The 23,791-nt window shown below is 37.6% G+C and carries 22 protein-coding genes and 1 pseudogene; 18 read left to right on the plus strand and 5 right to left on the minus strand.

The window, feature by feature from the left end; translation table 11 throughout:
• Positions 1 to 73: 73 nt before the first annotated feature.
• Positions 74 to 397, plus strand: coding sequence for a hypothetical protein (locus NSQ61_RS01040; protein ID WP_144597833.1), 324 nt, complete (start codon positions 74 to 76; stop codon positions 395 to 397).
• A gap of 1,438 nt (positions 398 to 1,835) precedes the next feature.
• Here NSQ61_RS01040 and rpsD read toward each other — a convergent pair.
• The gene (gene rpsD, locus NSQ61_RS01045; RefSeq protein ID WP_063387361.1) at positions 1,836 to 2,438 is read right to left on the minus strand and encodes a 30S ribosomal protein S4; all 603 of its coding nucleotides are present in this window, start codon (positions 2,436 to 2,438) and stop codon (positions 1,836 to 1,838) included.
• 385 nt (positions 2,439 to 2,823) lie between these two features.
• On the opposite strand from rpsD, the gene NSQ61_RS01050 reads away from it, so the two are divergent.
• Complete coding sequence (locus NSQ61_RS01050; protein WP_063387362.1) at positions 2,824 to 4,629, plus strand: sensor domain-containing diguanylate cyclase; 1,806 nt, start codon at positions 2,824 to 2,826, stop codon at positions 4,627 to 4,629.
• Between the two features lie 145 nt (positions 4,630 to 4,774).
• Here NSQ61_RS01050 and NSQ61_RS01055 read toward each other — a convergent pair whose 3' ends face one another.
• Positions 4,775 to 5,254 carry a GAF domain-containing protein gene (locus tag NSQ61_RS01055; protein WP_063387363.1) on the minus strand — a complete coding sequence of 160 codons (480 nt, stop codon included), beginning with the start codon at positions 5,252 to 5,254 and terminating at the stop codon, positions 4,775 to 4,777.
• Between the two features lie 124 nt (positions 5,255 to 5,378).
• Between NSQ61_RS01055 and refZ the strand changes: the two genes are divergently transcribed.
• Positions 5,379 to 6,014 (plus strand): forespore capture DNA-binding protein RefZ, encoded by a 636-nt coding sequence (gene refZ / locus NSQ61_RS01060; protein ID WP_063387364.1) that lies wholly within the window; start codon positions 5,379 to 5,381, stop codon positions 6,012 to 6,014.
• Here the strand turns inward: refZ and hisJ are convergent.
• Positions 6,011 to 6,808, minus strand: a complete 798-nt coding sequence (gene hisJ / locus NSQ61_RS01065; RefSeq protein ID WP_340805715.1) for a histidinol-phosphatase HisJ — start codon at positions 6,806 to 6,808, stop codon at positions 6,011 to 6,013. The two genes, refZ and hisJ, sit on opposite strands and share 4 nt — an antisense overlap.
• Before the next feature lie 184 nt (positions 6,809 to 6,992).
• On the opposite strand from hisJ, the gene ezrA reads away from it, so the two are divergent.
• From ezrA to NSQ61_RS01095, 6 genes and pseudogenes are all read left to right on the plus strand, one after another.
• Complete coding sequence (gene ezrA / locus NSQ61_RS01070; RefSeq protein ID WP_340805718.1) at positions 6,993 to 8,693, plus strand: septation ring formation regulator EzrA; 1,701 nt, start codon at positions 6,993 to 6,995, stop codon at positions 8,691 to 8,693.
• Between the two features lie 504 nt (positions 8,694 to 9,197).
• Positions 9,198 to 10,097, plus strand: a complete 900-nt coding sequence (locus NSQ61_RS01075) for an aldo/keto reductase (protein ID WP_311067361.1) — start codon at positions 9,198 to 9,200, stop codon at positions 10,095 to 10,097.
• 679 nt (positions 10,098 to 10,776) lie between these two features.
• Positions 10,777 to 10,865, plus strand: a pseudogene (locus tag NSQ61_RS20190) (ATP-binding cassette domain-containing protein); the annotation flags it as partial.
• A gap of 172 nt (positions 10,866 to 11,037) precedes the next feature.
• The gene (locus NSQ61_RS01085; protein WP_117017221.1) at positions 11,038 to 12,186 is read left to right on the plus strand and encodes a cysteine desulfurase family protein; all 1,149 of its coding nucleotides are present in this window, start codon (positions 11,038 to 11,040) and stop codon (positions 12,184 to 12,186) included.
• 2 nt (positions 12,187 to 12,188) lie between these two features.
• Entirely contained in the window at positions 12,189 to 13,406 is a 1,218-nt protein-coding gene (gene thiI, locus NSQ61_RS01090; RefSeq protein ID WP_117017222.1) for a tRNA uracil 4-sulfurtransferase ThiI, read from the plus strand.
• Positions 13,407 to 13,498: 92 nt separating this feature from the next.
• Positions 13,499 to 13,717: an alpha/beta-type small acid-soluble spore protein gene (locus NSQ61_RS01095; protein WP_063387370.1), complete on the plus strand. Its 219-nt coding sequence runs from the start codon at positions 13,499 to 13,501 to the stop codon at positions 13,715 to 13,717.
• Between the two features lie 53 nt (positions 13,718 to 13,770).
• Here the strand turns inward: NSQ61_RS01095 and NSQ61_RS01100 are convergent, their stop codons facing one another.
• Positions 13,771 to 14,571, minus strand: a complete 801-nt coding sequence (locus tag NSQ61_RS01100; RefSeq protein ID WP_094246343.1) for an NAD kinase — start codon at positions 14,569 to 14,571, stop codon at positions 13,771 to 13,773.
• Positions 14,572 to 14,707: 136 nt separating this feature from the next.
• On the opposite strand from NSQ61_RS01100, the gene sppA reads away from it, so the two are divergent.
• From sppA to NSQ61_RS01145, 9 genes are all read left to right on the plus strand, one after another.
• Complete coding sequence (gene sppA, locus NSQ61_RS01105; RefSeq protein ID WP_063387372.1) at positions 14,708 to 15,709, plus strand: signal peptide peptidase SppA; 1,002 nt, start codon at positions 14,708 to 14,710, stop codon at positions 15,707 to 15,709.
• Positions 15,710 to 15,720: 11 nt separating this feature from the next.
• Complete coding sequence (locus NSQ61_RS01110; RefSeq protein WP_063387373.1) at positions 15,721 to 16,206, plus strand: RDD family protein; 486 nt, start codon at positions 15,721 to 15,723, stop codon at positions 16,204 to 16,206.
• 68 nt (positions 16,207 to 16,274) lie between these two features.
• On the plus strand, positions 16,275 to 16,979 hold the full coding sequence (locus NSQ61_RS01115; RefSeq protein ID WP_063387374.1) for a DUF2953 domain-containing protein: 705 nt from the start codon (positions 16,275 to 16,277) through the stop codon (positions 16,977 to 16,979).
• Positions 16,976 to 17,443: a GerW family sporulation protein gene (ytfJ, locus tag NSQ61_RS01120; RefSeq protein ID WP_066247839.1), complete on the plus strand. Its 468-nt coding sequence runs from the start codon at positions 16,976 to 16,978 to the stop codon at positions 17,441 to 17,443. The genes NSQ61_RS01115 and ytfJ overlap by 4 nt, the downstream gene beginning before the upstream one ends.
• A 101-nt stretch (positions 17,444 to 17,544) precedes the next feature.
• Positions 17,545 to 18,045, plus strand: coding sequence for a thiol peroxidase (tpx, locus tag NSQ61_RS01125; RefSeq protein WP_340805723.1), 501 nt, complete (start codon positions 17,545 to 17,547; stop codon positions 18,043 to 18,045).
• 90 nt (positions 18,046 to 18,135) lie between these two features.
• Positions 18,136 to 19,125 (plus strand): class I SAM-dependent methyltransferase, encoded by a 990-nt coding sequence (locus NSQ61_RS01130; RefSeq protein ID WP_144597838.1) that lies wholly within the window; start codon positions 18,136 to 18,138, stop codon positions 19,123 to 19,125.
• 364 nt (positions 19,126 to 19,489) lie between these two features.
• A complete protein-coding gene (locus NSQ61_RS01135) occupies positions 19,490 to 20,680 on the plus strand; it encodes an acetate kinase (protein ID WP_063387378.1) in 1,191 nt (396 codons plus the stop codon).
• Positions 20,681 to 20,990: 310 nt separating this feature from the next.
• Positions 20,991 to 22,445 carry an alkaline phosphatase family protein gene (locus NSQ61_RS01140; protein WP_340805729.1) on the plus strand — a complete coding sequence of 485 codons (1,455 nt, stop codon included), beginning with the start codon at positions 20,991 to 20,993 and terminating at the stop codon, positions 22,443 to 22,445.
• Positions 22,446 to 22,520: 75 nt separating this feature from the next.
• Positions 22,521 to 23,342 carry an EcsC family protein gene (locus NSQ61_RS01145; RefSeq protein ID WP_340805731.1) on the plus strand — a complete coding sequence of 274 codons (822 nt, stop codon included), beginning with the start codon at positions 22,521 to 22,523 and terminating at the stop codon, positions 23,340 to 23,342.
• Positions 23,343 to 23,354: 12 nt separating this feature from the next.
• On the opposite strand, the gene NSQ61_RS01150 is transcribed toward NSQ61_RS01145, so the two are convergent.
• Entirely contained in the window at positions 23,355 to 23,651 is a 297-nt protein-coding gene (locus NSQ61_RS01150) for a hypothetical protein (RefSeq protein WP_422386928.1), read from the minus strand.
• Between the last annotated feature and the right edge of the window lie 140 nt (positions 23,652 to 23,791).

Raw genomic sequence — 23,791 nt, forward strand, 5'->3', positions numbered from 1 at the left:
AAGGAATTTGGAGCCGTGGAGACGGGATATAAGGATGTAATCCATAATAAAGGAATCAAGGAGAACGATAACAATGAAAATTAGTGAATTGGCTGTTTACGAGCCATATTATATTTCAATTTTTTTAGTCTTACTTGGATTAGGATATTGGATGATAATTGCGTTAGTTGTTTCTAAATTTCGTTTTACTATATTCGGTAAATTATTTTTGGCAATATCCATTGTGATCTATCTCTTGGTCGGGGTTTATATGGTTGGCAAGGGGGATTATATCGATGAAAAAGCTCCGGATTCGCTTATTTTTCATAAATTTGGCTTTTTGGAATTAATCATCCTGTCCTATGCGTATATTTTTCTAGGACTTGCGGTAGGCTTTGGGAAAAGGAAAGACAATTGAATGTTAAATCTTGGATTTTTCAATATTCCACTTGTTTTTTCATAACACGGTTATGCAAAAAAGATTGGCCAAATTTTATGGTCAATCTTTTCATTTATCTATTCAAATACTTTTGTTGAAGAGGAAGATCTTATCGTTTTATTTTCTCTCCGCTTTTATTTCTTTTTTTAAGAAACCAGAACAGGACTGTAAGTGAAAATAATAAAATTGGTATATATCCAACTAACCGCCATGCGTTTAACGCACCGAGAAAATAATATGCAACTGGTAAAAATGTTACAGTACTAATAAGCATAAACAGCCAAGAACGATGGAGTAAACCAATTATAAATGTAATTATTGAAATAACAAATGAAGTTCTCCATAAGAATATAATCAAATTAAAATCATCCAATATATCGTCCCCCCCTGCGTGAAATACTGTAATATTTAAAGAAACTAGGAGCTGTCCAAAAGGTCAGGGTTAACTGACTTTTTCGAGCCCCTTCATTTTAGGGACTTATCGGGCAGACCATTTTTTCTATCTTTTTATATCCTTCAGAAGTCTTATGAAGGACTTTTCTTATGCTCCCTCTTTCTGAATTGGTTCTTCAAAAGTTTTCTGACGGACATTCAGCACATATAATTGCTTCTTGTTGGGCTTCATTGCCTCTATGAAGGACATTTACAAATTTTATTCAATTATTTTTGTCCTTCACAGTAGTAATTCTTCAAAATCCTTCATTTTAGGGACTCATCAGGCAGACCCTTTAAAAAATTGATTTCTTACTCATCATCAACTTTTAATTTTAAATTTGAGTAAAGAACTAAATTCCTACCTCAAATTTTGCTTCGTCATCCGATGTATCAGCATCTATTTCATTAGAAGATCGTTAATCGATATTATTTCACCAGCTGTGAAAGCATTCGTTATTGGGATTTTACAAATAAATCTAATAGAATATTGCCGTATATAAATATTCTTCATTATGCACTCAATTCCTTTTTTTGTTTTAAGAAGTGAGTCTTCAAGCTTTTTTCTGCAACGATATGCTATGCAGGCACAAAACTAAACAATTTAAATTCAATAGAGCAAATGTCCCGTGTATTTTATGTGAGTAAAAAGAATTAGTTAAAAATAGGGAAAATTTTAAGTTATAAAAACGTTTTACTATGCACATACATTTTATGAATCGTGATAGATCTGAATTTACTGATACGATTTCAAGGATTTCCACAGGCTCTAAATCTCATTTTGGTACTTTCGTGTATATAAAAATAATTCAGCATCTGTCCGCATTTTTATAAAAAGTAGCTCCAAAAGCTGCCCCACTTGCCCCAAAATAATACATTATGATCAAATTGTGATCAAACCTAAATTGAAACAAAAAAACCCTGAAATCCTTTCTTCTCAAGGTTTTCAGGGTTTTTAAATACTGAATTATACAATCTAATTTTATTAACGAGAGTAGAACTCAACGATGAGCGATTCGTTGATTTCCGCAGGCAATTCAGAGCGTTCAGGCAGACGAGTGTATGTTCCTTCAAGCTTTTCCGGATCAAATGTTAAATATTCAGGAACAAAGTTGTTTAATTCAACCGCTTCTTTAATGATTTGAAGGTTGCGGGATTTTTCACGGACAGAAATCGTTTGGCCTGGTTTTACTTGGTAAGATGGAATGTCCACGCGGCTTCCATCCACTAAAATATGGCCGTGGTTAACCAATTGGCGTGCTTGACGGCGAGTGCGAGCCAAGCCAAGACGATAAACAATGTTATCTAAACGAGACTCTAAAAGGATCATGAAGTTTTCACCGTGAATACCCGGCATTTTGCCCGCCTTTACGAAAGTATTGCGGAATTGACGTTCGTTAACTCCGTACATATGGCGAAGCTTTTGTTTTTCTTGCAATTGTAAGCCGTATTCAGAAAGTTTTTTCCGTTGGCCTGGACCATGCTGACCAGGTGCATACGGGCGTTTTTCAAGCTCTTTGCCTGTGCCGCTCAAAGAAATGCCTAAACGGCGGGAAATTTTCCATGTAGGACCTGTATAACGAGACATATTGCTCCTCCTTTTGTATTTTCGATTGTAAAATACAAACAGACTGATTCTCTCAATTATGCACATTTTGTTTTCATGTACCTTCGCTCCAGCAGCAGAGAGTTACACGGTACACCTCAGATTTGAGGAACAAAATGACATCATAATTGTCGAATCCTTAGGCTGCTATATTTTACACAACGATCATTATATGATTTTAAATGAGCGGTGTCAAGATTATTTCCTTTGCTGTCAGCGAAAAGGAATATTTAATCCGACGAACTTCACACATTTATTTCTATTTTTTGTGAAAAAAATACCAATTATTTCACAAAAAAAATTGTGCTTCATGTTATAATACTATTAAAGTAATAAGGTCTATTTTCCCGGTTATAGGTGGTGGAGTATGGATTGGGATCATTTTGAAAACTTATTTTTCCGATTACTTATGAATGATTCGGACAGACAGCATTTCGATGAATTTATTAATGAAATGTTTGCCATTTTAATCAAAGCATTTAATCTTCAAAATGTGTCGATTTGGAAAGAGATCGGTTCGAATCTTTTTTTATGCCAATACTCGAGCAATGACGATGTAAAAGGTGCTTCGAAATCATTTAGCTTCAAAGACGATGAACAATTTGTAGTTTACAAAGAAAAAGGACGATTGTTTTTGCAGTATTCGGCAGAATCCTCTCCAAAAATGCTGTTGGAATTCAGAGGAGGCCGTGTACTTCACAAACTTTCTAATCAACAACTAGAAAAAATTTCTAAAATATGTTTTGCCATGTTTTTTCACGGAAAAAAATTATATTTGCAAAAAACGCTTAAAGAAAAATATTATCAATTGTTTTTATTAACTGATGAACTTTATTCCATTATGAAAGAAGAAGAAGTGTTAAACAAGCTTTATAACACTTTGAGGCAAATGTATCCCGACCTATTATGCCATTTCGTTTTGCCAATGGATTATTCATTAGGACATGAAATTCCTGTGAAAAATTTGGAGCAGGAAATAGATCAGTATGAGGAAGCTATGACAGCCTTTTTGAAAGGCGATATGGTCGTAAGAAGCTCGTCAAACGGGCTCTATATTTATGTCCCGATTGCAGGTAGACAGGGTGTGTATGGATTAATTGATGTACATATCCCACTTCATATTGAACAAATCGATGACGTAATCGATATGATCGAAAAAGTGGCAAAGGCCGGCGGCAAAGCGCTGGAAAATGCCAAGCTGTATGAACAGTCGAAGCAGCATGTAAACGATTTGCAGCTCATTAATGATACGGCTCGAAAAATTAATAAAAACTTGCGGATTTCAGATACGATGAAATACATGGTTAAAAGAATGCTACGTTCATTTTCTGCAGATGAGGCCGCTTTTTTTATTTTTGATGAAAATAAAAAATGGAACATGCTTTCAGAAAGTACATCGTTTTTCCATTCAGATGAATCGAAGGCTTACGTTGATTGGGTTGCACAAAATATATTGGAGCAAAATAGTGTATTCACTGGCGATATTTCCAATTCCATTCTCGGGGAAGCCGTTTATAAATCAATAATGGCTGTTCCGATGATCGACAGTGAAAAAATCATCGGATTTGCTGTTGTGCTGCGTAAAGAACCGTATTCCTTCACGTTTGATATGTACAAATTAATGGAATCGCTTGTGTCTCATTCTACACTCGCCTTTACGAACTCCATGCTTCGGGAAAAGCTGGAATTGCTCGTGATCACAGATCCGCTTACAAATCTTTTTAATAGAAAATATTTTGACGAGGTTGTTCATCAATCGTTTAAAGAAGACCAAAGAGGCACATTAATTTTAATAGACGTAGACAATTTTAAACAAATCAATGATACGTATGGCCACCAAGTAGGCGATAAAGTGCTTATTCAAATTGCTAAAACTATAAGGAACAACATACGGGAGGAAGATGTAGGAGCTAGATGGGGCGGAGAAGAGCTGGCCATTTATCTTCCTAAAGTGGGTTTAAAAATCGGATGTGAAGTGGCAAACAGAATTGTTTCAGCTGTGCGGAAATCAACGAAACCGCCTGTAACAGTTTCATGCGGTGTTTCCTGTTGGGATGCAGCCCATAAAAATGATTCGCCTGCCCTTCTTTTTAAAAGAGCAGATGATGCCTTGTATCAGGCAAAGCGCAATGGAAAAAATCAAGTATCGGTTTTAGACCAAGAAAGAGCATAAAGGGTTCCTAGGTATTGCTCTGATTTGTTAAAATCGTTTGACAGATCGTAACTAGGGACCCTTTTTTATATCATTTGAAAGGGTTCAAAAGTTGAATGCTCATTTCCACCTGTTCACGACTTCCGGCGTTTGAAAAACAAGGCTATTAAAGGTATTCTGTAAGAATATTCGTGAATTTTTCTAAATATCTTTGGTCTATTTCATCAAATCGGTTTTTAATCGGGCTGTCAATATCTAACACACCGATTACCTCATCGTTCTTAATAAGCGGGACAACGATTTCCGATTGTGATCGCGCGTCGCAGGCGATGTGTCCAGGGAACTCATTTACATCAGCCACTCTCACCGTTCTTTTTTCGAAAGCAGCCGTTCCGCATACACCTTTGCCAATAGGAATTCGGACGCATGCCGGCAGCCCCTGAAAAGGTCCGAGAACAAGCTCATCTCCGTCTTTTACATAAAAACCAACCCAATTGATTTCTGACAAAAATTGATTCAACAAGGCGGATGCATTAGCTAAATTCGCTATGACATTTTTTTCCTCTTCAATCAATGCTGTAAGCTGTTTTAACACAAGCTCATAATTTTCTTCTTTTGTTCCATTATAACTTTCGACGACAAACATGGAAATTCCTCACTTTCTTTTTCAAAATGACAAGTAAGTACGAACTTTGTCGAGAAATTATAGCAGGAAAATATCGTTGCGGGTAGAAAACTTCTAACAGCCATCAACAAAAGGAGTGATCCACTTGCAAACGAAAACGAACACTGTTACGAAAGAAAATATCGTTGATGCAGCAATTTTCCTTTTTAATACAAAAGGTTACACCGGAACATCGGTTAGGGAAATTGCCAAACGGGCCAATGCAAATATCGCCCATATTTCTTACTATTTTAAAGGAAAAAACGGATTATTGGAACATTTAGTGTCCAAGTTTTATGAAGGTTATTTAGACGTAATCGATCAATGCTATCAAAAATGTACAGAATCTCCAAAACTCTCTCTTATGGCAATCGTTGAAGAACTTCTCCGCTATCAATATGAAAACCGCCGGCTTGCCCGTTTTGTCCACCGAGAAGTAACGCTTGATTCGACTCTCATTCGCCAGGTGATGATGACTTATTTAGCGAAAGAAAAATATTATTTGCTTAACCTGCTTGAACGAGGGATGCGAGCGAACCAATTTAAACAAGTAGACATTCCCCATTTTTTAGTACAATTCAAAAGCTTAATAAATATGCCGTTTTTACAGCCTCAATACATGTATGAAGTTTTACATATTAATCCGTACGAAGAATATTTTGTCAAGCAATATAGTAAACAGCTGGTTTCATGGCTGGAACAAATACTTTTTCAGAAAAACGAAAAACAATCAAATGACTAAACCATTTTTTCAAAAAGTGGAAAATCGCTGCCTACATCCTTCGCGCTATGGGCATCAGAACCATAAACGAGAGGGATGCTTTGTTTTTTGGCCGCTTGTATAATATCCTCTGGCGGGTAAATTTCTCCGCAAAAGGCTTTTCGTAAACCGGAAGTGTTGACGTCGAGTTCCATCCCCCTTTTGTTCATTTCAGCAAAAATCTGTTCAATATAAGGCTTTTCATCAAATGTGGCTTGGAAAAGCTTTTGAAATTTGTGTATTAGCGTAATATGTCCAAGCCGCTTCGGCTTATACTTTCCAAGATCTGAAACAACCCCTTTTAATACTGTCGCATAATATAATTCGTATAAATGATTGATGCCGCCTGAAAGCTCCGCCATTTTTTGAAACGTATGTTCATCAAAATCTACACAATAATATTGTCCATTTAATTTTAAAAAATGTACGGACAAAATGCTGTCATCAAGAAAAGGACCGTATTTGTCCAAAAATTGCGCTGTTTCTCTTTCAAAACCGTTAATATAGTCTACTTCTAAACCGATATGAATATCGATATCGCGTTTATATTGTTTTTTTAAGTCTAGCAAAATAGACAAGTAGCGGTCGATATCACTGAAGGGCATTGCGCTGTCCTTATCGGGAGTTGGATCAACAAACCCTTCCGGCAATGGAGCATGTTCTGTAAAGGTTATAGCAGAAAATCCTTTTTTTATGGCAGTTTCAATATACAATTCAAATGAATCGTCCGTACCGTGGGGACAAAAAGGGGTGTGAACATGTCCATCTTTTTTCATAGAAATCACCTCAAGTTTGTCGAGATTTATGTGAAAAAATTAAAAATTTTGCTCAAAAAATGTCGTTATCATGGTATCATAAATACATTGAGAACACATTATTTTCTTTTGAAAGTTTTTTCGACAACGTCGTTTAAAATATACATACCCTTTAAGAAAGTGAAACGGACCGAGGGGGCTCATAATGGAAGTTGTGATTGTATTAATTTTATTGATTTTCCTTCTATTTGGAATCGGTTATGGATTTCGAAAAAATATTTATAAAGAAGTAGACCGTCTTGAAGCTTGGAAAATAGACATTATGAATCAATCCATAACAGATGAACTGTCCAAAGTAAAAGAATTAATAATGAGTGGAGAAACAGAAGAATTGTTTGAACGCTGGCGAAAAGATTGGGACGATATCGTCACTAGCAGGCTTCCGATGGTGGAAGAGCTTCTGTTTGAAGCGGAGGAATATGCTGAAAAATACCGCTTTAAAAAGTCAAAAGAAGTTTTATTACATATTGAATCGGTTTTAAAAGAAATAGAAGAACAAATAGCCGGCATTGTTCAGCACATTAACGATCTTGTTGCAACAGAAAGCAATAATAAGACAGAAGGTGAAGCAGTCAAACAACAGCTAAAAGAGTTGAAAAAAACACTGCTCTCCCATCGCCATACATTTGGAACTGCGTATGAACGGCTGGAAAAAGAGTTATATGAAATGTTACATACAATGGAAAAATTTGATGAGGAAATGAACTCAGGAAATTACGTAACAGCGAAGGAAATTTTGGATGAACAAAAACAGAAGCTTGAAGCACTCCAATTAAAAGTAGAGGAGATTCCAAAGCTTTTAACTGAATGTCAAATGATTGTGCCGAACGAGATTTCCGAATTGAAAGAAGGGTATAAAAAACTGCTCGAGGATGGCTACAAGCTTGAGCATTTGGAAGTGGAAAAAGAAATTTCGCATATTGAGGAAAAAATGCAGGGCTTGAAAAAGAAGCTAAGTGAAGCAGAGACAGAAGACGTGAAAATGGGTCTTGATTCCATAAAAGAAACGATTGATAACATTTATGAAATGCTTGAGAAGGAAGTGTATGCGAGCCAATATGTAAGACAAGAAGCGGAAAAAACCGGGGAAAAGCTGCAATCTTTATTAGAGGAAAAAAATGATTTAAAAGAACAAGTCAGTCTTGTACAGCAGAGCTACCAGCTGTCAAATGATGATGTCGACAAGCTAAAAGAGTTGGATAAACTGATGAACCAACTGAAAAATCATTACAAGCATATTTTGGCAAGCATAGAGAACTCCAATATTGCGTATTCCGTTTTACAGGAGGAACTGGAAAGTTTTAATAAGCAAATTGATCAAGCAAAGGAAAAATACAACGAATGGCATTCGATGCTTCAGGCATTGAGAAAGGATGAATTAAACGCGCGCGACAAATTAGCAGAACTAAAGCGAATGATGGCTGAGATTAAACGGGCGATTCGAAAAAACAACATTCCCGGCCTTCCGGAAAGCTTCGTGGAGCAATTACAAACTGCTCAGCAATCGTTTGAAAAGGTCAGCAATGCGCTTGAAGAAATTCCGCTCGATATGGATCGAGTCCAAACGTATTTAAACGATGCTGTGAGCATCATCGAACAATTAAAAGAAAACACAGATGAGATCATTGCCCAAGTTTGTTTAGTCGAAAGATTAATACAATACGGTAATCGATACCGCAGCACGTATTCGGGCCTTGATAAAAAATTAAAAGAAGCTGAACAGTTGTTCAGAAATTATGAATACAGCAAATCTTTGGAGCAAGCGGCTGCTGCCATAGAGGAAATCGATTCGGAAGCGATGGAAAGAATACAGAAGCTTGTTGAAAATGAATTGAAAGATCTATGATTTATGCCTGTCTTCGTTTGAAAGACGGGCATTTTTATTGCCCATGCTTCCATATTGGACTATAGTCAGTAAGCATTTTTATTTAACTATGAGGAGTTGAAGCAATAATGCTGTGCGAAATGTCGGTTTGGAGAGCATATTTTTTCACTTAACATGAGAAAACCTATAAGAAATTGAAACTCCACTCGTACAAACATGAACAATTGCAGAGCTTGTTATCTATAAGATAATGAAATTCCACAGCCGGATGATTTTGCAAATCGCCCTTTCCTTATTTTTATTTGTCCCTTCTAGGCGCTTGCCGCTGTGAAGGGCTTTTTTATTGTAATTCATTGCCACATTTGTTATAAAGGTGTAAAAGGGAAACAATAGCAATTAAACAAACACTAAAAACAAGTTTCGAAAGCACGTACATATTTTTGAAGTCGAAAAGACGGTTGAGGTATGAAAGCGGAATTTTATAGAATGGGAATTTCACAATATAACGGAAAGGGTCGAGAGTGGATGGGATTATTGGACAGTAATAAAATCATGGAAATAAGAAGTCATGTTGAAAAACGAGTAGTGAAGCTGCCTGATGGTACGACTGTTCCATGCATAGGTCAAGGAACATGGTACATGGGAGATAAGCCACAGGAGAAAGCTAAAGAAATAAAAGCCTTACAACTTGGAATAGAATTGGGCATGAAAGTAATTGACACTGCTGAGATGTACGGAAATGGCGCTTCTGAACGCTTAGTCGGCGAAGCAATCAAAGGGCGCAGAGATGATGTGTTTTTAGTCTCTAAAGTGTATCCGCATAATGCAGGACTAGACAAGATTTCCGTTGCATGTGAAAACAGCTTAAAACGGCTGGGGACGGACTATTTAGATTTATATCTTTTACATTGGCGAGGCCGCATTCCTTTAGAAGAAACAATCGAAGGTATGGAAAAGCTGCAAAAAGAAGGAAAAATATTAAGATGGGGAGTCTCCAATTTTGACACAGACGATATGGAAGAGCTATGGAACACGCTCAACGGATCAAACTGTGCGACAAACCAAGTGTTATACCATATAGGTTCGAGAGGAATTGATTTTGATCTGCTGCCTTGGCACCGGGAACATCATATACCGATTATGGCGTACAGCCCCCTTGCCCAAGGAGGTACATTAAGAAAGCAGTTGTTGACGGATCCAACTGTTAATGAAATTGCCAAAAAATATAATGTAAAACCATTACAAATTGCACTTGCTTGGACGATACGCACGGATGATGTCATTGCTATTCCAAAAGCTGGACAAGAGCAGCATGTGCTGGAGAATGCTGAAGCTGCTGCTATTGAATTAACCCAAGAAGACTTGAACCGACTTGATGAGGCATTTCCAAAACCTCGTAAAAAAGTGCCTTTGGATATCATTTAACATGTTGCTGAAGCAATATTCGGTAATACGCTGGAGTTGTCCAGAAAGTCAAGCTCCCATCGAAAACAAAAAATCATAAACACCGATATATCAAAGTTTCTAAAACATTAAAGGGGTCAATAACCCGAAAAAACGACTTATTAGACAGCCCCTTCATTAAAAGGAAATAGAAACGAAGGCAGTCAATGAAAACTTTTTTTCAAGGATTGACGTTTCCCGATTTAGCTCAGGCAGGCAAGGAGCATACAAAAAGGGCAGCTAAAGGACATGATGAATGAACGGATTCAAGAAGCGAATCATCAGCGGCTTAAACTATTGCACCTGCTGGCAGCTGTGGCAGGATTCCGGCAGTCTTTTGGAACGACATTACGCTTTGCGCTATAGGCGTTTTATGAGCTGCTTAAAAAGTAATTCACGATAGTCCGGTTATTTTGAAAAATAGAAGCCGATGCTTTTATCAACTTTTTATGGCATAATGAACAGCTGAGAAAATCAGCTAATTCTCGTTTCTCTAAAGCAAAATGCTAGAGGAGTAACGAGTTTTTTTATTTCTTTACTCTGTGTTCTAAAAGTGATTGATAGGAATGAGAAAGAGATTGATCTCAAATTTTATTTGCGGTTCAAGAAATGGGGAACGACTGACGAAGAAAGGGGAAATCTTCCGTTTTGAGCGAGGTTAGTCGTGCTTGATGATGTCAGTTTTTAAGATTGAACGCGGGAAGTTTTACACGCTGCTTGGGATCGGCGGATGCGGGAAGACGACGATGATCGAAGATGACGTTGTTGAATTCACAAAAAAAGCGGCTTACGTGCGTGGACAAAGGCTTTCGTCTGAATGAGCCCGTTTATGTTATGATCTTTTCTTTTTCATTTCAATTTACTTATGTTAATATTGCATTGCAAAGTGTTAGAAAATATAATTCAAAGGGGTATACAACCGATGCTTTACTTGGATAATAGTGCAACTACAAAGCCTTACCCTGATGTACTTGATACGTACCGGCAAGTGGCGGAAAAGTTTTTCGGGAACCCATCATCTCTTCATCATTTGGGTGTTCAAGCGGAAAGACTTTTAACAAAAGCAAGAGAACAAGTAGCCGATTTGCTAGGTGTAAGCGGACAGGAAATCATATTTACGTCTGGAGCAACGGAAGGAAATAATTTGGCGATTAAAGGCGCGGCTTTTGCACAAAGACATAAAGGAAAGCATTTGATTACGACTGTAATTGAACACCCTTCTGTCAGCGAAGCATTTGAACAGCTTGAAAAAGAATTCGGGTTTGAAGTGACGTGGATTCCTGTAAATGAAAATGGCATTGTGTCTCCAGCTGACATACAAAAGGCTGTACGTAACGATACAATCTTAGTGTCCGTTATGCATGTCAACAATGAAATCGGAGCGATTCAGCCAATTGAAGAGATTGGCGAAATACTTAAAAACTATCCGAACATCGTTTATCATGTCGATCACGTGCAAGGAGTCGGGAAGGTTCCTTTAAATATAAAAAAAGCGGGAATTGATTTATGTACAATATCTGGCCATAAATTTCATGCCCTAAACGGTACAGGAGTGTTGTACATTAGAAAAAATACACCAATTCTCACTCTTTTATCAGGGGGTGGCCAGGAAGCAAGCATTAGATCAGGCACTGAAAATTTAGCGGGCAGCGTGTCCCTAGCGAAAGGTTTAAGGCTGGCATTCAACGACTATGAAGAGAAGATCGATCGTCTGATTAATACGAAAAACTATCTTATAAATGAGCTTGAAAAAATAGATGGCATTATTATCAACACACCAAAGGAATCTTCCGCCCCTCATATTATCAACTTTTCTGTACCTGGTATAAAAGCGGAAGTTCTAGTTCATATGCTTGAAGAGGAGAATATTTATGTCTCCACTACTTCAGCTTGTTCTTCAAGGAAAAAGGGAGAAAGCAAAGTATTGAAGGCGATGGGCAAAAAAAGCAGCATCACCGAAAGCGCCATCCGCATAAGCCTTTCAATTGGGCAGACGATCGATGATGTCAAGCCGTTGATTGACGTCCTGCCATCATCTATACAAAAATTAAAAAATATAATGGGGTTATAAACATGCAATATGATCATATTTTAGTCAGATATGGTGAAATGTCTTTAAAGGGAAAAAATCGTAAACATTTTATTAACCATTTGAAAAACAATATAAAACTTGCATTGTCTTCCTTTTCGTCTTTAGAGTATACAGCGAACAGAGATCGCCTTTTTATCAAATTAAATGGAGAAGAAGGGGAAAAGGTAGCGGAAAAATTGCAAACAGTTTTTGGCATACAGTCCTTCAGTTTGGCAATCAGAACGAAAAGCGACATCGAAGCCATAAAGGACACGGCTTTACAGGCAGTCAAGCAATTGTATAAAAACGGAGACACTTTTAAAGTGTCGGCCAAAAGAGCAGATAAATCGTTTCCGTTAACTTCAGACCAACTCAATTATGAAATTGGTCGGCATATACTTATTCATACTGACGGTTTGAAAGTAGATGTTCATCATCCGGACATAAACGTGCGCGTAGAAGTCCGTCCGCATGCCACATATATAATGTGCAAAGATTTTAAAGGGGCGGGAGGGCTTCCGGTTGGTTCAAGCGGAAAGGCGATGCTGATGCTTTCTGGAGGAATTGACAGCCCTGTCGCTGGGTATTTGTCAATGAAAAGAGGCTTGGAGATTGAAGCGATCCATTTCTTCAGCCCTCCATATACGAATGAAAGAGCGAAGCAAAAGGTTATGGATCTCGTAGAAAAATTAACCGAATTTGGCGGCAAAATCGTGCTTCACATCGTTCCGTTTACAGAAATTCAAGTGACCATTCAGCAAAAAATATTAGAAAATTATACAATGACATCGACTAGAAGAATGATGTTAAAAATTGCCGATGAAATTCGGAAAAACCGAGGCGCCTTAGCCATTGTAACAGGCGAAAGTCTAGGGCAGGTAGCAAGCCAAACGCTTGAGAGCATGTATGCTATTAATGAAGTGACGACAACTCCTATACTGAGACCTTTAATTTCAATGGATAAAAATGAAATCATTGAAATTGCCGAAAAAATTGATACGTTTGAGATTTCAAACAGACCTTATGAAGACTGCTGTACTATTTTTACACCAGCTTCACCGAAAACGAAGCCGAAAAGGGAGAAAATATTAAAGCTTGAAAGCTATGTAGATTTTCAACCTCTCATTCAGAAGGCGATTGAGGAAACAGTAACAATTGAATTTCCAAGAAAACATGATATACAAGAAAAAATAGAAGAGGATTTTGAAAATTTACTATAATATTCCACAAGTTCAAAACAATTACCATTTCGTTTTATGCATGAAGCCATGTGTTTTTTCACATTCTATATCCACAAGGAGGTGAATGACACATGGCTCAAAACAGATCTAGCAACTCTAACCAAATTTTAGTTCCTGGTGCTGAACAAGCACTTGAGCAATTAAAAACTGAAATCGCATCAGAATTCGGTGTAAACTTAGGTCCTGATACTACATCCCGCGCGAACGGCTCCGTTGGAGGAGAAATTACAAAGCGGCTTGTATCTTTTGCTCAGCAGCAACTATCTGGCGGTGGCGGAACATTTCAATAAATGAATATTTTGGCTTTTGAGCGAAAAGGTGATCCTTTTCGCTCATTTTCATTTTATAAAAAGGTTCTTTTCACTTTATCCCAGAAAGAATTATCTTTTAATTTAACAGTTTTAATTTTTTTCTTTCCTAATTCAATATCCAGCTGGTTGACATGACGAATGCTTAGAGCTTCGTTGTCCATTCCGATAATCGGATAATCGTTGCCGTCCTGCACTACTTTTAATGTAAGCTTTCGATTTCCGCTTAAAATAAAAGAGGATCCTAACGTCCGATATAGATTATTGTTCAAAGATGCAAGTTCAGTTACTTGTAAACAGTCTATGAGCGGATCGACGACAGCTCCCTTCACAGATTTATTGTAGGCTGTGCTCCCTGTTGGAGTGGCAATAATCATTCCATCGCCTCGGAACGTTTCAAAATGCATATCATCAATAAATACATCCAGAACAAATGTTTTAATAATTGCTGATCTGACACTGCATTCATTTAAGCAGGAAATCTTTACTTCATGGTCGACGGTGACATCGATGGTTGGATATCTTCTTACCTCGACCTTTTCCAGCTGAAAAGCTTCAACTAATTTGTCTTTTTGATCTATATGGAAATCACAATAAAAACTGATATGCCCTTCAGTTGCGATGCCTATGTACAGACAGTCGTCGCGAAATTGCGTTTTTCTAACCGCTTGCAAAAATGTTCCGTCCCCTCCGATTGCTACGATAATGTTCGCATGTCTCCAATCTTCAACAGGACGAAAATCATACTGCTTCGCCAAGTCAATCAACGAAGCTATTTTCTGTTCAAGGTGATCGCTATGTTTGTAAAAGAAGTAGATATTTCGGCGTGGATCCATCAAAAAAACCTCCTCTTTTTGGAAGATTCTCCACAATTATATAAATAAATGTTAAAATACACTATGATATATAGTTTAACATTTTTATAATGGAACATGTCAAAAAAGGTGAAATTGAATCAAGGAGGTAAACATCTTGAGTGGAAAAAGGTGGGCTGCGTTAGGAATTGCCGCAGCATTATTTGTTTTTTCGATGATCATTAGCTTTACTTCTATGGCTGTTTCAAATGCAGAAAAATTGTCTGAGAATTTTTTTGAATCGCAGTTTTCCGAGGAAGTCCTTGAAGAAGGAATGCCGGATGAAAAAATTGCGGTGCTGGAAGTAAATGGAGTGATTCAAGATACGGGAGAAGATGTTACATCGATTTTTGCCAGTGAAGGCTACAATCATAAAGAATTTTTGAAATTGATTGAAAAGGCCGGCGAGGATAAAAGCGTAAAAGGAATAATTTTGCGAGTCAACTCTCCTGGCGGGGGAGTAGTGGAAAGTGCAGAAATTCATAAAAAACTAATGGAAGTTAAAGAAAAGGCGAAAAAGCCGATTTATGTTTCGATGGGAACCATGGCAGCTTCAGGAGGATATTATATTTCAACTCCTGCCGATAAAATTATTGCAGCACCGGATACGATGACAGGTTCGCTAGGGGTCATTATGCAAGGAATAAACTACAGTGAATTGGCAAAAAACTTTGGGGTGAAAGTAGAAACGATCAAAAGCGGTCCATATAAAGACATTTTTTCTTCAACAAGAGATATGACAAAAGAGGAAAGAGAAATTCTTCAAAAAATGGTGAATAACGCTTATGAAGGCTTTGTAGACGTAATCTCGCAAGGAAGAAAGATGGATGAAGGGGAAGTGCGGAAAATTGCCGATGGACGAATTTATGACGGCCGGCAGGCGAAGCAGCTCCATTTAGTTGACGAGCTAGGCTATTTTGATGATGCGGTGGAAATGATGAAAAAAGACTTAGACTTATCAGATCCATATGTATTCAAATATAAATCGAGCTTTGGATTTGAATCGTTCCTTTCCATGATGGCTGGGAAGGTGATCTCTAAAGATCTGGAAATGCAGGGACTATACAAATTGTTTTCACAACCGAATTCTCCCCGCCTGATGTATTTATATTCGGAGTAGGAGGTGCCAACATGGATGGAACATTTGAAGAAATAAATCAAATTGAACAAAAGCGTGAGGTTCAAACAGACATCTCTTATCACTTTGCGGGATTTTGGATGCGGTTTTGGGCATACTTGCTTGACCTCATTGTTGTTTCAAGCGTCATCCGAATTGTTGCCAATCCGCTTTTTTTACTGATCGGATTGGAAAAAAGCGATTTTATTTTTTCACCTTATCGAATTTTAAGCGCCTTGTTTTTCTTTTCCTACTTTATTCTTATGACGAAGTTTTTAGGACAAACGCTCGGGAAAATGGTTTTTGGCCTGCGTGTTATATCTTTAAAAAATGATAAGCTTACATGGACCGATGTTTTCTTCAGGGAATGGATCGGACGGTACATCTCCAAGGTTACGTGGATTGGATATTTGATCGTTGCTTTTACAAAAAAGAAACAAGGATTGCACGATTTATTCAGCGATACAACAGTTATTCATGATGAACGGTTTTCAAGATGACCTGCCGAAAAGGCAGGTTTATTTTTTTATAGAGAGGTGATAATGGTTCACTGAAAGGATGTGAAATTATGCCATTTTGGCTTGCAATAGTCTTTTTCCTATTTTTGATATTTGTGCTTCTTGTTGCAATGACAAAATTAACGATTGTACTTTCATATAAACACGATAAATATGACGATCGGTTAAGAGTGACATTTCTATTGTTTTTTGGCCTTATTCGCTACACAATCAAAATCCCTTTTATAAAACTGGATCAAGAAGGTCCAAATATTGTTTATAAACAAGAAAAAGAAACGAAACATTCAACTCAAAAATCGTCCGAAAAAGTGACTCCTGAAGAGCTGTTTGAGAAGCTGCAAAATTTTAAAGAAATATTGGAAAATGTTATCCATTTTTCCTTTATTATTCGGAAATTTTTGAAGAAGGTTCGGATTGTGAAATGGGAATGGCGTACTGAAATCGGAACGGGAGAAGCTGCTTCAACAGGAATGTCGGCGGGTACACTATGGGGGATGAAAAGCTCTATTATTTATTTCGCTTCCCGATACTTTACATTAATAGGTTATCCAGTTGTTTCAATCTTTCCTAATTTCAACCGAATGGTTTTGAAAACGACATTTGTATGTATGATGCAATTCCGACTTGGGAATGCTATCATAGCAGGATTGCGTCTCGTAAAATGGTCGAGATCAAAAACAGCATTATGGCGAAACTTACCGTTTGCCAAGAAAAACAAGAAGAATGAACATAGTTTAGAGGAGGCAAAAGTATGAGCGATCATCCGATTCAAGGGTTAATGAAAACGGCAATGGAAAACTTGCAGCAAATGATCGATGTCAATACCATAATTGGCGATCCAGTTGAAACTCCTGATGGGAGTGTTATACTAACCGTTTCAAAAGTGGGATTCGGATTTGCGGCAGGTGGCAGTGAATTTTACGGACCGACAGGTGAAAAACATTCAAGCAGTCCTTATGGAAGCAGCACTACAGGTGAAAAAGGAAAACTTCCTTTCGGCGGAGGAAGCGGAGGCGGTGTATCGATTACGCCAATCGCATTTCTTATTGTTGGAACAAATGGAATCAAAATTCTTCATTTAGATGAAAATACCCATCTTTATGAAAAAATTTTAGATGCAACCCCTCAAACGGTAGAAAAAATTCAAGAACTGTTTCGAAAGAAAAAACATATACAAGACGATAACAATGAAAAAGAAAAAATTGATTTTGACATTTAAAGCTGCTTTGGCAGCTTTTTGAAATTTTCAAACACTTTTTCTTTGAAAAGTCTTCAAAAACAAGCTATAGTTAAACTATACATAGATTTGGAGGGGATAAAATGGCAAACGTAACATTTAAAGGAAATCCGGTAACTCTTTTAGGAAATGAAGTGAAGGTTGGAGATAAAGCGCCTGATTTCAAAGTGCTTGCGAATGATTTGTCGGAAGTTACTTTAGCTGATACAAAAGGGCAGGTCCGAATCATTTCTGTTGTTCCTTCGATCGATACTGGCGTATGTGATGCACAAACACGCCGCTTTAATGAAGAAGCTTCCAAGCTGGATAATGTTAAAATTTTAACAATCAGCATGGATCTTCCTTTTGCGCAAAAACGTTGGTGCGGTGCGAACGGAATTGAAAATGTACAATTGTTATCTGACCATCGCGACGCTTCTTTCGGACAGGCGTACGGAGTATTAATCAAAGAATTGCGTCTGCTTGCTCGCGCTGTTTTTGTTGTTGATTCAAACAATAATGTAACATATGTAGAATATGTCAGCGAGGCGACAAATCATCCAAACTATGAAGCGGCGATTGAAGCTGCAAAAGCAGCAAATTAAGGACCTGATGCAAGGTCCTTTTTTTCTTGCTTATAAAACAATGAAACGCTAAAATGAAAGGATGTGACGAGCTTAAAGGAGGAAGCCTTTATGCAAGGATTTTCAAATGTTGAAAAACTGTTTTCACTCATTAATGAGACGGCAGAAATCATTAAAAACGAAATGAATTGTACATACATTGAAGCGGTAGCGAATACAGGAGAAAACCTGTTTCACGGAACTGCAGTTCAAGATTCCATTAGCGAAATTACAAGTAAAAAACTGAACAATATATACCGGACGTTTCATTTGGATCACTACTCAAATGAAGAAATTCGGAGAGCTTTTCAGCTCGCTGTTTTAAAAGGATTAAAGGAAGATAATCAGCAAATCCACCAAATGACCCCTGACAGTGTTTGCATATTGCTCGGCTATCTTGTGCAAAAATTTTTTCAAGATGAAAAAAATTTAATGATTTTAGACCCTGCTGTAGGTTCGGGTAATTTACTCTCGGCTGTCTTAAACCAACTGGAAGCAAAGCAAGTTGAAAGCATTGGAATCGATATAAATGATTTGTTAGTTAAAATCGCTTATGTGAATGCAAATTTGCAGAAGCATTCTATTGACTTTTATAATCAGGATAGCTTAAAAAACCTTTTTATCGACCCTGTGGATGCGGTGGTGTGCGACCTGCCAGTCGGCTATTATCCCGATCATGACGTCGCAAAGCATTTTGAATTGAAGGCTGATGAAGGCCATTCTTACGCCCATCATCTTTTTATTGAGCAGAGCATCCGCTATACAAAAGAAGGCGGTTATTTGTTTTTCCTTATACCAAACCATCTTTTTGAGACGCCTGAAGCTCCAAAATTGAATCGATATTTAAAAGAAAATACAGTGATCCAAGGCCTGTTGCAGCTCCCGCGCTCCATGTTTAAATCGGAAAATAGTCGAAAAAGCATCTTTATTTTGCAAAAAAAGGGAGAAGGAATTGTACCGCCCAAACGGGTTATGCTTGTTGATCTACCGAAATTTTCGAATAAAAAAGCTCTTGCTTCGATTATGGATCAAATTGATGAGTGGCTCCGGACAAATAAATGAAAAGATGAAGACACTAAAAGGTGACAGCCATGTCGCCTTTTTTTTAGGATTCGGTTTATTTCTTCTATTTTTCATAAAAACTAAACTAGAGAAAAGAAATCTTCGGTTTTAGCGAATAGTGGCTTTCCGTTTCATTTAGGAAGTGGATGGAAGCGCTTTTTATTTTTAGAAATTTTTGTATACAGATAAACATTTATTTTTCACTTGAAATGTTGCTTTATCAATGTTTAAATGTATAGAGCGATCATCTCTCTTTTTAAAATTAGACAAGTCTGGTGTTTCACATATTTTGCTAATTTCTATGTCACATGCAGGAATTTTTAAAAAAGTTTCATCAACAAAAAGAAGGAGAGAATGAAAATACATGCCTAAGATTTTAGCTGTAAATGCTGGAAGCTCTTCATTAAAGTTTAAATTGTTTGAAATGCCGAATGAAGAAGTTTTAACAAAAGGGGTAGTTGAAAGGATTGGTTTGGACCAATCATTTTTTAAGATATATGTTAACGGAGAAGAAAAGAAAGAAAGTTGTCAAATTACCGATTTTTCAATAGCGGTACAGCTTGTGCTAAATAAATTAACTGAATATGGAATTATCCGGACGTTAAATGATATTGACGGAATCGGTCATAGGGTTGTACATGGAGGAGAGATCTTCAGTGACTCAGCGCTTATTACGGATGGAACTTTAAAGAAAATTGAAGAACTCTCTCATTTGGCGCCTTTGCATAATCCAGTCAATGTGCTTGGCATTCGCGCCTTCCAAAAGGTGCTTCCGGACGTTCCAGCGGTAGCGGTGTTCGATACTGCCTTTCACCAATCGATGCCGGAACAATCTTACTTATACAGTTTGCCATATGATTATTATGAAAAATACGGAATTCGCAAATACGGCTTCCATGGAACGTCTCATAAATATGTAACGGAACGGGCAGCTCAATTGCTTGAAAGACCTTTAAAGCATTTGCGGCTTATTTCCTGCCATCTAGGAAATGGTGCCAGCATTGCAGCAGTTGAAGGCGGAAAATCAATCGATACATCGATGGGATTTACGCCTCTTGAAGGTGTTGCGATGGGAACTCGTTCCGGAAGTATTGATCCAGCGCTTATCCCATATATCATGGAAAAAACAGGTAAAACTGCTGATGAAGTTATTAATGTATTAAATAAAAAGAGCGGACTTTTAGGAATATCCGGTTTCTCAAGCGATTTGCGCGATATCGAAGATGCTGCAGCGAAGGGGAATGCTCGCGCCGAATTGGCATTGGCGGTTTTTGCTGACCGCATTCATAAATATATCGGATCTTATGCGGCGCGGATGTGCGGTGTGGATGCGATTATCTTTACCGCCGGCATTGGTGAAAACAGTGACGTTGTCCGCGAACGAGTGCTGCGGGGATTGGAATTTATGGGCGTTTATTGGGATCCTGCCTTAAACAAAGTACGTGGAAAAGAAGCGTTTATTAACTATCCACACTCACCAGTAAAAGTTCTAGTTATACCGACAAATGAAGAAGTGATGATTGCAAGAGATGTAATGAGAATAGCGAATTTATAAGGTTTTGCCGATGGATAACAGCAAAACCTGAACTCATAACCAACGCAACCTTTTTTCATATTCCGAAATGGATATGAACGGAGGTTGCTTTTTTTTACCAATAAAAAGTGGAAATAATCTATTTATATGATGAACGATGCATGGGAACTAAAATGATTCATTCCCTCCAACATTTCTTAAGTGATGATTGGGGGGATGAGAATGATAATAGCGTTGAATATTGCTCCGATTTAAAAAACCGGAGTTTTTTGCATGATTTTCACCTTCTAGACAAATTCTAATAGCAAATAAACGATGAGGATGGAACAAAATGGCTAACAAAAATGTGATATTGTTGATTATCGATACTCTCATGCTCCCTTTTTTGAAAAAAGCAGTAGACAATAAAATGGCGCCGGCTTTCGCCTTTTTCATGAAGCATGGTACTGCTTCAGAAATTATCAGTCCTTTTCCGACGATGTCCGTCAATGTGGAAAGCAGTCTGCTTACCGGGCATTACTCAGATGTGCATCACGTTCCAGGATTAGTCTGGTTTCATGATGAAGAAAAGCGTCTTATTAATTATGGAACAAATGCATCTGAGCTTTTACAGCTGGGGCTCGCAACTTCATTAAAGGATCCGCTGTACAATATAAATCATGAGCATTTAAACAAAAAGGCCGCAACCATTTTTGAAGAACTGAGCAAAAAGGGGAAAAATTCCGCGTCTATTAATGGACTTCTCTATCGAGGAAGTCAGGAAAAAGTAATGCAGCTTCCGTTTTTATTATCTTTGCTGCCTACTTTTCATAGAAGCCTTGCTGTTAAGGGGCCGGATTTGTTAACTTACGGCTCCTTCATTAAACAAAACCCATTTGCAAAGTATGGACACTTCTGGCAAAGATTTGGCTTTAATAATCGATTTTCTGCTCAGGAGCTTATTTATCTTATTAAAAATCATTCTTTGCCTCCTTTTACAATGGTCTATTTTCCTGATATGGATCAAATTATACATAAAAAAGGAGTTGAGGATCTGTCAGGAATCGTAAAAACAGATCGTGAATTGCAAAAAGTGTTAGACAGCTTTCATTCATGGGAGGAAGCGCTGAAGAACAATGTTTGGATCATTATGGGCGATAACGGCCAAGCGGTTGTCCGCCCGAGAAATCAAAATCCTCTGATCCATTTAGAAAAGCTACTCAGCTCATATCGTATTACCAAGCTGTCAAAAGGTGTACGGAAGGATGATGATATCGTACTTGCGGTCAATCAACGCATGGCGTTCGTATATTTATTACAGCCGAACCATTCGCTTGAAGAAATTGCAAACATTTTGAAAACAGATGCACGCATTGATGTCATCGCTTGGCGGGAGGAGGAAAAAATAAAAGTTGTTTCAGGGCGACGGGAAGGAATGCTGATGTTTAAAAAAGGAGGTCAATGGGAAGATCCGTATGGAAGTATGTGGACTTTAAACGGAGACATTGAAGTGTTGGATATTTTCACGGAAGGAAGCCGAATTAAGTACGGTGAATATCCGGATGCGCTGGCAAGATTACATGCAGCCGCTTTGTCACATAAAGGACAATTTCTTATGATTAGCGCTTATCCTGGCTTTGAATTCAAGTACGGGTCATCTCCAGTGCATGTGGGCGGTGCGAGTCATGGCGGTTTACACCAGCATGACTCTTTAGCAGCAATCATCGTTTCAGGGACAGAGCGATTGCCGAAGTATAATCGGATGATAGATGTAAAGGATTGGATTTTATCAATGCTCGACTCTTAAGAGTTATATCAATTCCGTGGTATAATATCATTGTATATTTGCGAGCATTTGTTTAAAAAGAAAGGCGGTGCATTTTTGGGGGCCATTTTGGAAGAAAGCTGGGTAAATCAAATGAAATGCTGGGAGGAAGAGTTGGAAAAATGTGCATGTAAATGCACGCTTCCATTTGACAAATGGCTGGAAACAAGATTGAATGACCTTCCTGAGCATATTCAAAAAGAAATGTTTGAGAAGGTCGATTACGTTTTGTTTCATATGCATTCGATTTTGCAAAGCTCGATCTTCTATTCAGAAACACGGAAGCGGATCCTCTCATTTGCACGTGTTATTTCCGATCAAGTTCAAACGATCACTGATTTAAAAAAGCTCCCTTTAGAAGAATGCTATCAATTGGCTGAGAAGGAAATGGCGAAGCAGCGGCTGTATTCCTTTATTCAAGGAGGAATCGCATCTTCCGGTGGTGTTTTTTCGCTAAGTGCAGATATTGTGCTGCAAATAATTTTTCATATGCGGGCTGTGCAAACATTATCTCTTGCGTATGGTTATGAAGTTTCGTCCCCTTATGAAATGATGCTGTCTCTAAAGGTTTTTCACGGCTCTTTAATGCCGAAACATTTAAAATTTGAAGCGTGGAATCAACTAAAAGAGGAATTACAAAATGGAGATGATGCTTATTTTTATGAGCAGAACGAACCATTTGTCAACCATCAAACTGTAAACCAAATCTTAAAATGCATTGCCGTGCAAACATTCAAATATAAAACAATTCGGGGAAAACCGATTTTAAGCTTAATGATCGGAGGCGGCATTCGCTATCGTTCTATGAAAGTGGCCATTGAGTTTGCACATAAATTTTATCAATATAGACATCATTATGAAGGGATGAGCTTGAGATGAAAATATAATTTCTCAAGCTTTTGTTATATGCGGATCAATCCGGTACCAAAGCCATAAATCATTGATGATGGAAGCAATCTCACTGATTTCTTCATTTAGTCTGCACGAAAGATCAAAATCCTCTTCGTCATTCAACTGCTCTTGTTTTTTATTTATTATCGCTTCTAAATGTTTAATGCGGTCAGGGATTTGTCCACGTATACATTCCCAATCCGATAAAATTTGCTGTTGAACCTCATTTGGATATTCCTCCCAATGCTTGCTGAATGCAGGAAGAGGAATCCCCAATCTTTCGTTATATTCAAACATTTCCATTCCTCCATTTTTTATTATGCAAATTATATCATAAACAAATAATGCTTTTTTAAAAAAACTATTGAAAAAAGTCAGCAAAACTGTTACATTTTTAATTAATGATTGCATTTTTATGAATAAAAAAGTATTTTTAT

It is taken from the genome of Aeribacillus sp. FSL K6-1121 (genome assembly GCF_038003725.1).
Lineage (GTDB): Bacteria > Bacillota > Bacilli > Bacillales > Aeribacillaceae > Aeribacillus > Aeribacillus composti.

Bases quoted from the DNA above. Each gene is read 5' to 3' on its own strand.
- NSQ61_RS01040 (WP_144597833.1), top strand. From the start codon at position 74: ATGAAAATTAGTGAATTGGCTGTTTACGAGCCATATTATATTTCAATT.
- rpsD (WP_063387361.1), bottom strand. From the start codon at position 2,438: ATGTCTCGTTATACAGGTCCTACATGGAAAATTTCCCGCCGTTTAGGC.
- NSQ61_RS01050 (WP_063387362.1), top strand. From the start codon at position 2,824: ATGGATTGGGATCATTTTGAAAACTTATTTTTCCGATTACTTATGAAT.
- NSQ61_RS01055 (WP_063387363.1), bottom strand. From the start codon at position 5,254: ATGTTTGTCGTCGAAAGTTATAATGGAACAAAAGAAGAAAATTATGAG.
- hisJ (WP_340805715.1), bottom strand. From the start codon at position 6,808: ATGAAAAAAGATGGACATGTTCACACCCCTTTTTGTCCCCACGGTACG.
- ezrA (WP_340805718.1), top strand. From the start codon at position 6,993: ATGGAAGTTGTGATTGTATTAATTTTATTGATTTTCCTTCTATTTGGA.
- NSQ61_RS01075 (WP_311067361.1), top strand. From the start codon at position 9,198: ATGGGATTATTGGACAGTAATAAAATCATGGAAATAAGAAGTCATGTT.
- NSQ61_RS01085 (WP_117017221.1), top strand. From the start codon at position 11,038: ATGCTTTACTTGGATAATAGTGCAACTACAAAGCCTTACCCTGATGTA.
- thiI (WP_117017222.1), top strand. From the start codon at position 12,189: ATGCAATATGATCATATTTTAGTCAGATATGGTGAAATGTCTTTAAAG.
- NSQ61_RS01095 (WP_063387370.1), top strand. From the start codon at position 13,499: ATGGCTCAAAACAGATCTAGCAACTCTAACCAAATTTTAGTTCCTGGT.
- NSQ61_RS01100 (WP_094246343.1), bottom strand. From the start codon at position 14,571: ATGGATCCACGCCGAAATATCTACTTCTTTTACAAACATAGCGATCAC.
- NSQ61_RS01110 (WP_063387373.1), top strand. From the start codon at position 15,721: ATGGATGGAACATTTGAAGAAATAAATCAAATTGAACAAAAGCGTGAG.
- NSQ61_RS01115 (WP_063387374.1), top strand. From the start codon at position 16,275: ATGCCATTTTGGCTTGCAATAGTCTTTTTCCTATTTTTGATATTTGTG.
- ytfJ (WP_066247839.1), top strand. From the start codon at position 16,976: ATGAGCGATCATCCGATTCAAGGGTTAATGAAAACGGCAATGGAAAAC.
- tpx (WP_340805723.1), top strand. From the start codon at position 17,545: ATGGCAAACGTAACATTTAAAGGAAATCCGGTAACTCTTTTAGGAAAT.
- NSQ61_RS01130 (WP_144597838.1), top strand. From the start codon at position 18,136: ATGCAAGGATTTTCAAATGTTGAAAAACTGTTTTCACTCATTAATGAG.
- NSQ61_RS01135 (WP_063387378.1), top strand. From the start codon at position 19,490: ATGCCTAAGATTTTAGCTGTAAATGCTGGAAGCTCTTCATTAAAGTTT.
- NSQ61_RS01140 (WP_340805729.1), top strand. From the start codon at position 20,991: ATGGCTAACAAAAATGTGATATTGTTGATTATCGATACTCTCATGCTC.
- NSQ61_RS01150 (WP_422386928.1), bottom strand. From the start codon at position 23,651: ATGTTTGAATATAACGAAAGATTGGGGATTCCTCTTCCTGCATTCAGC.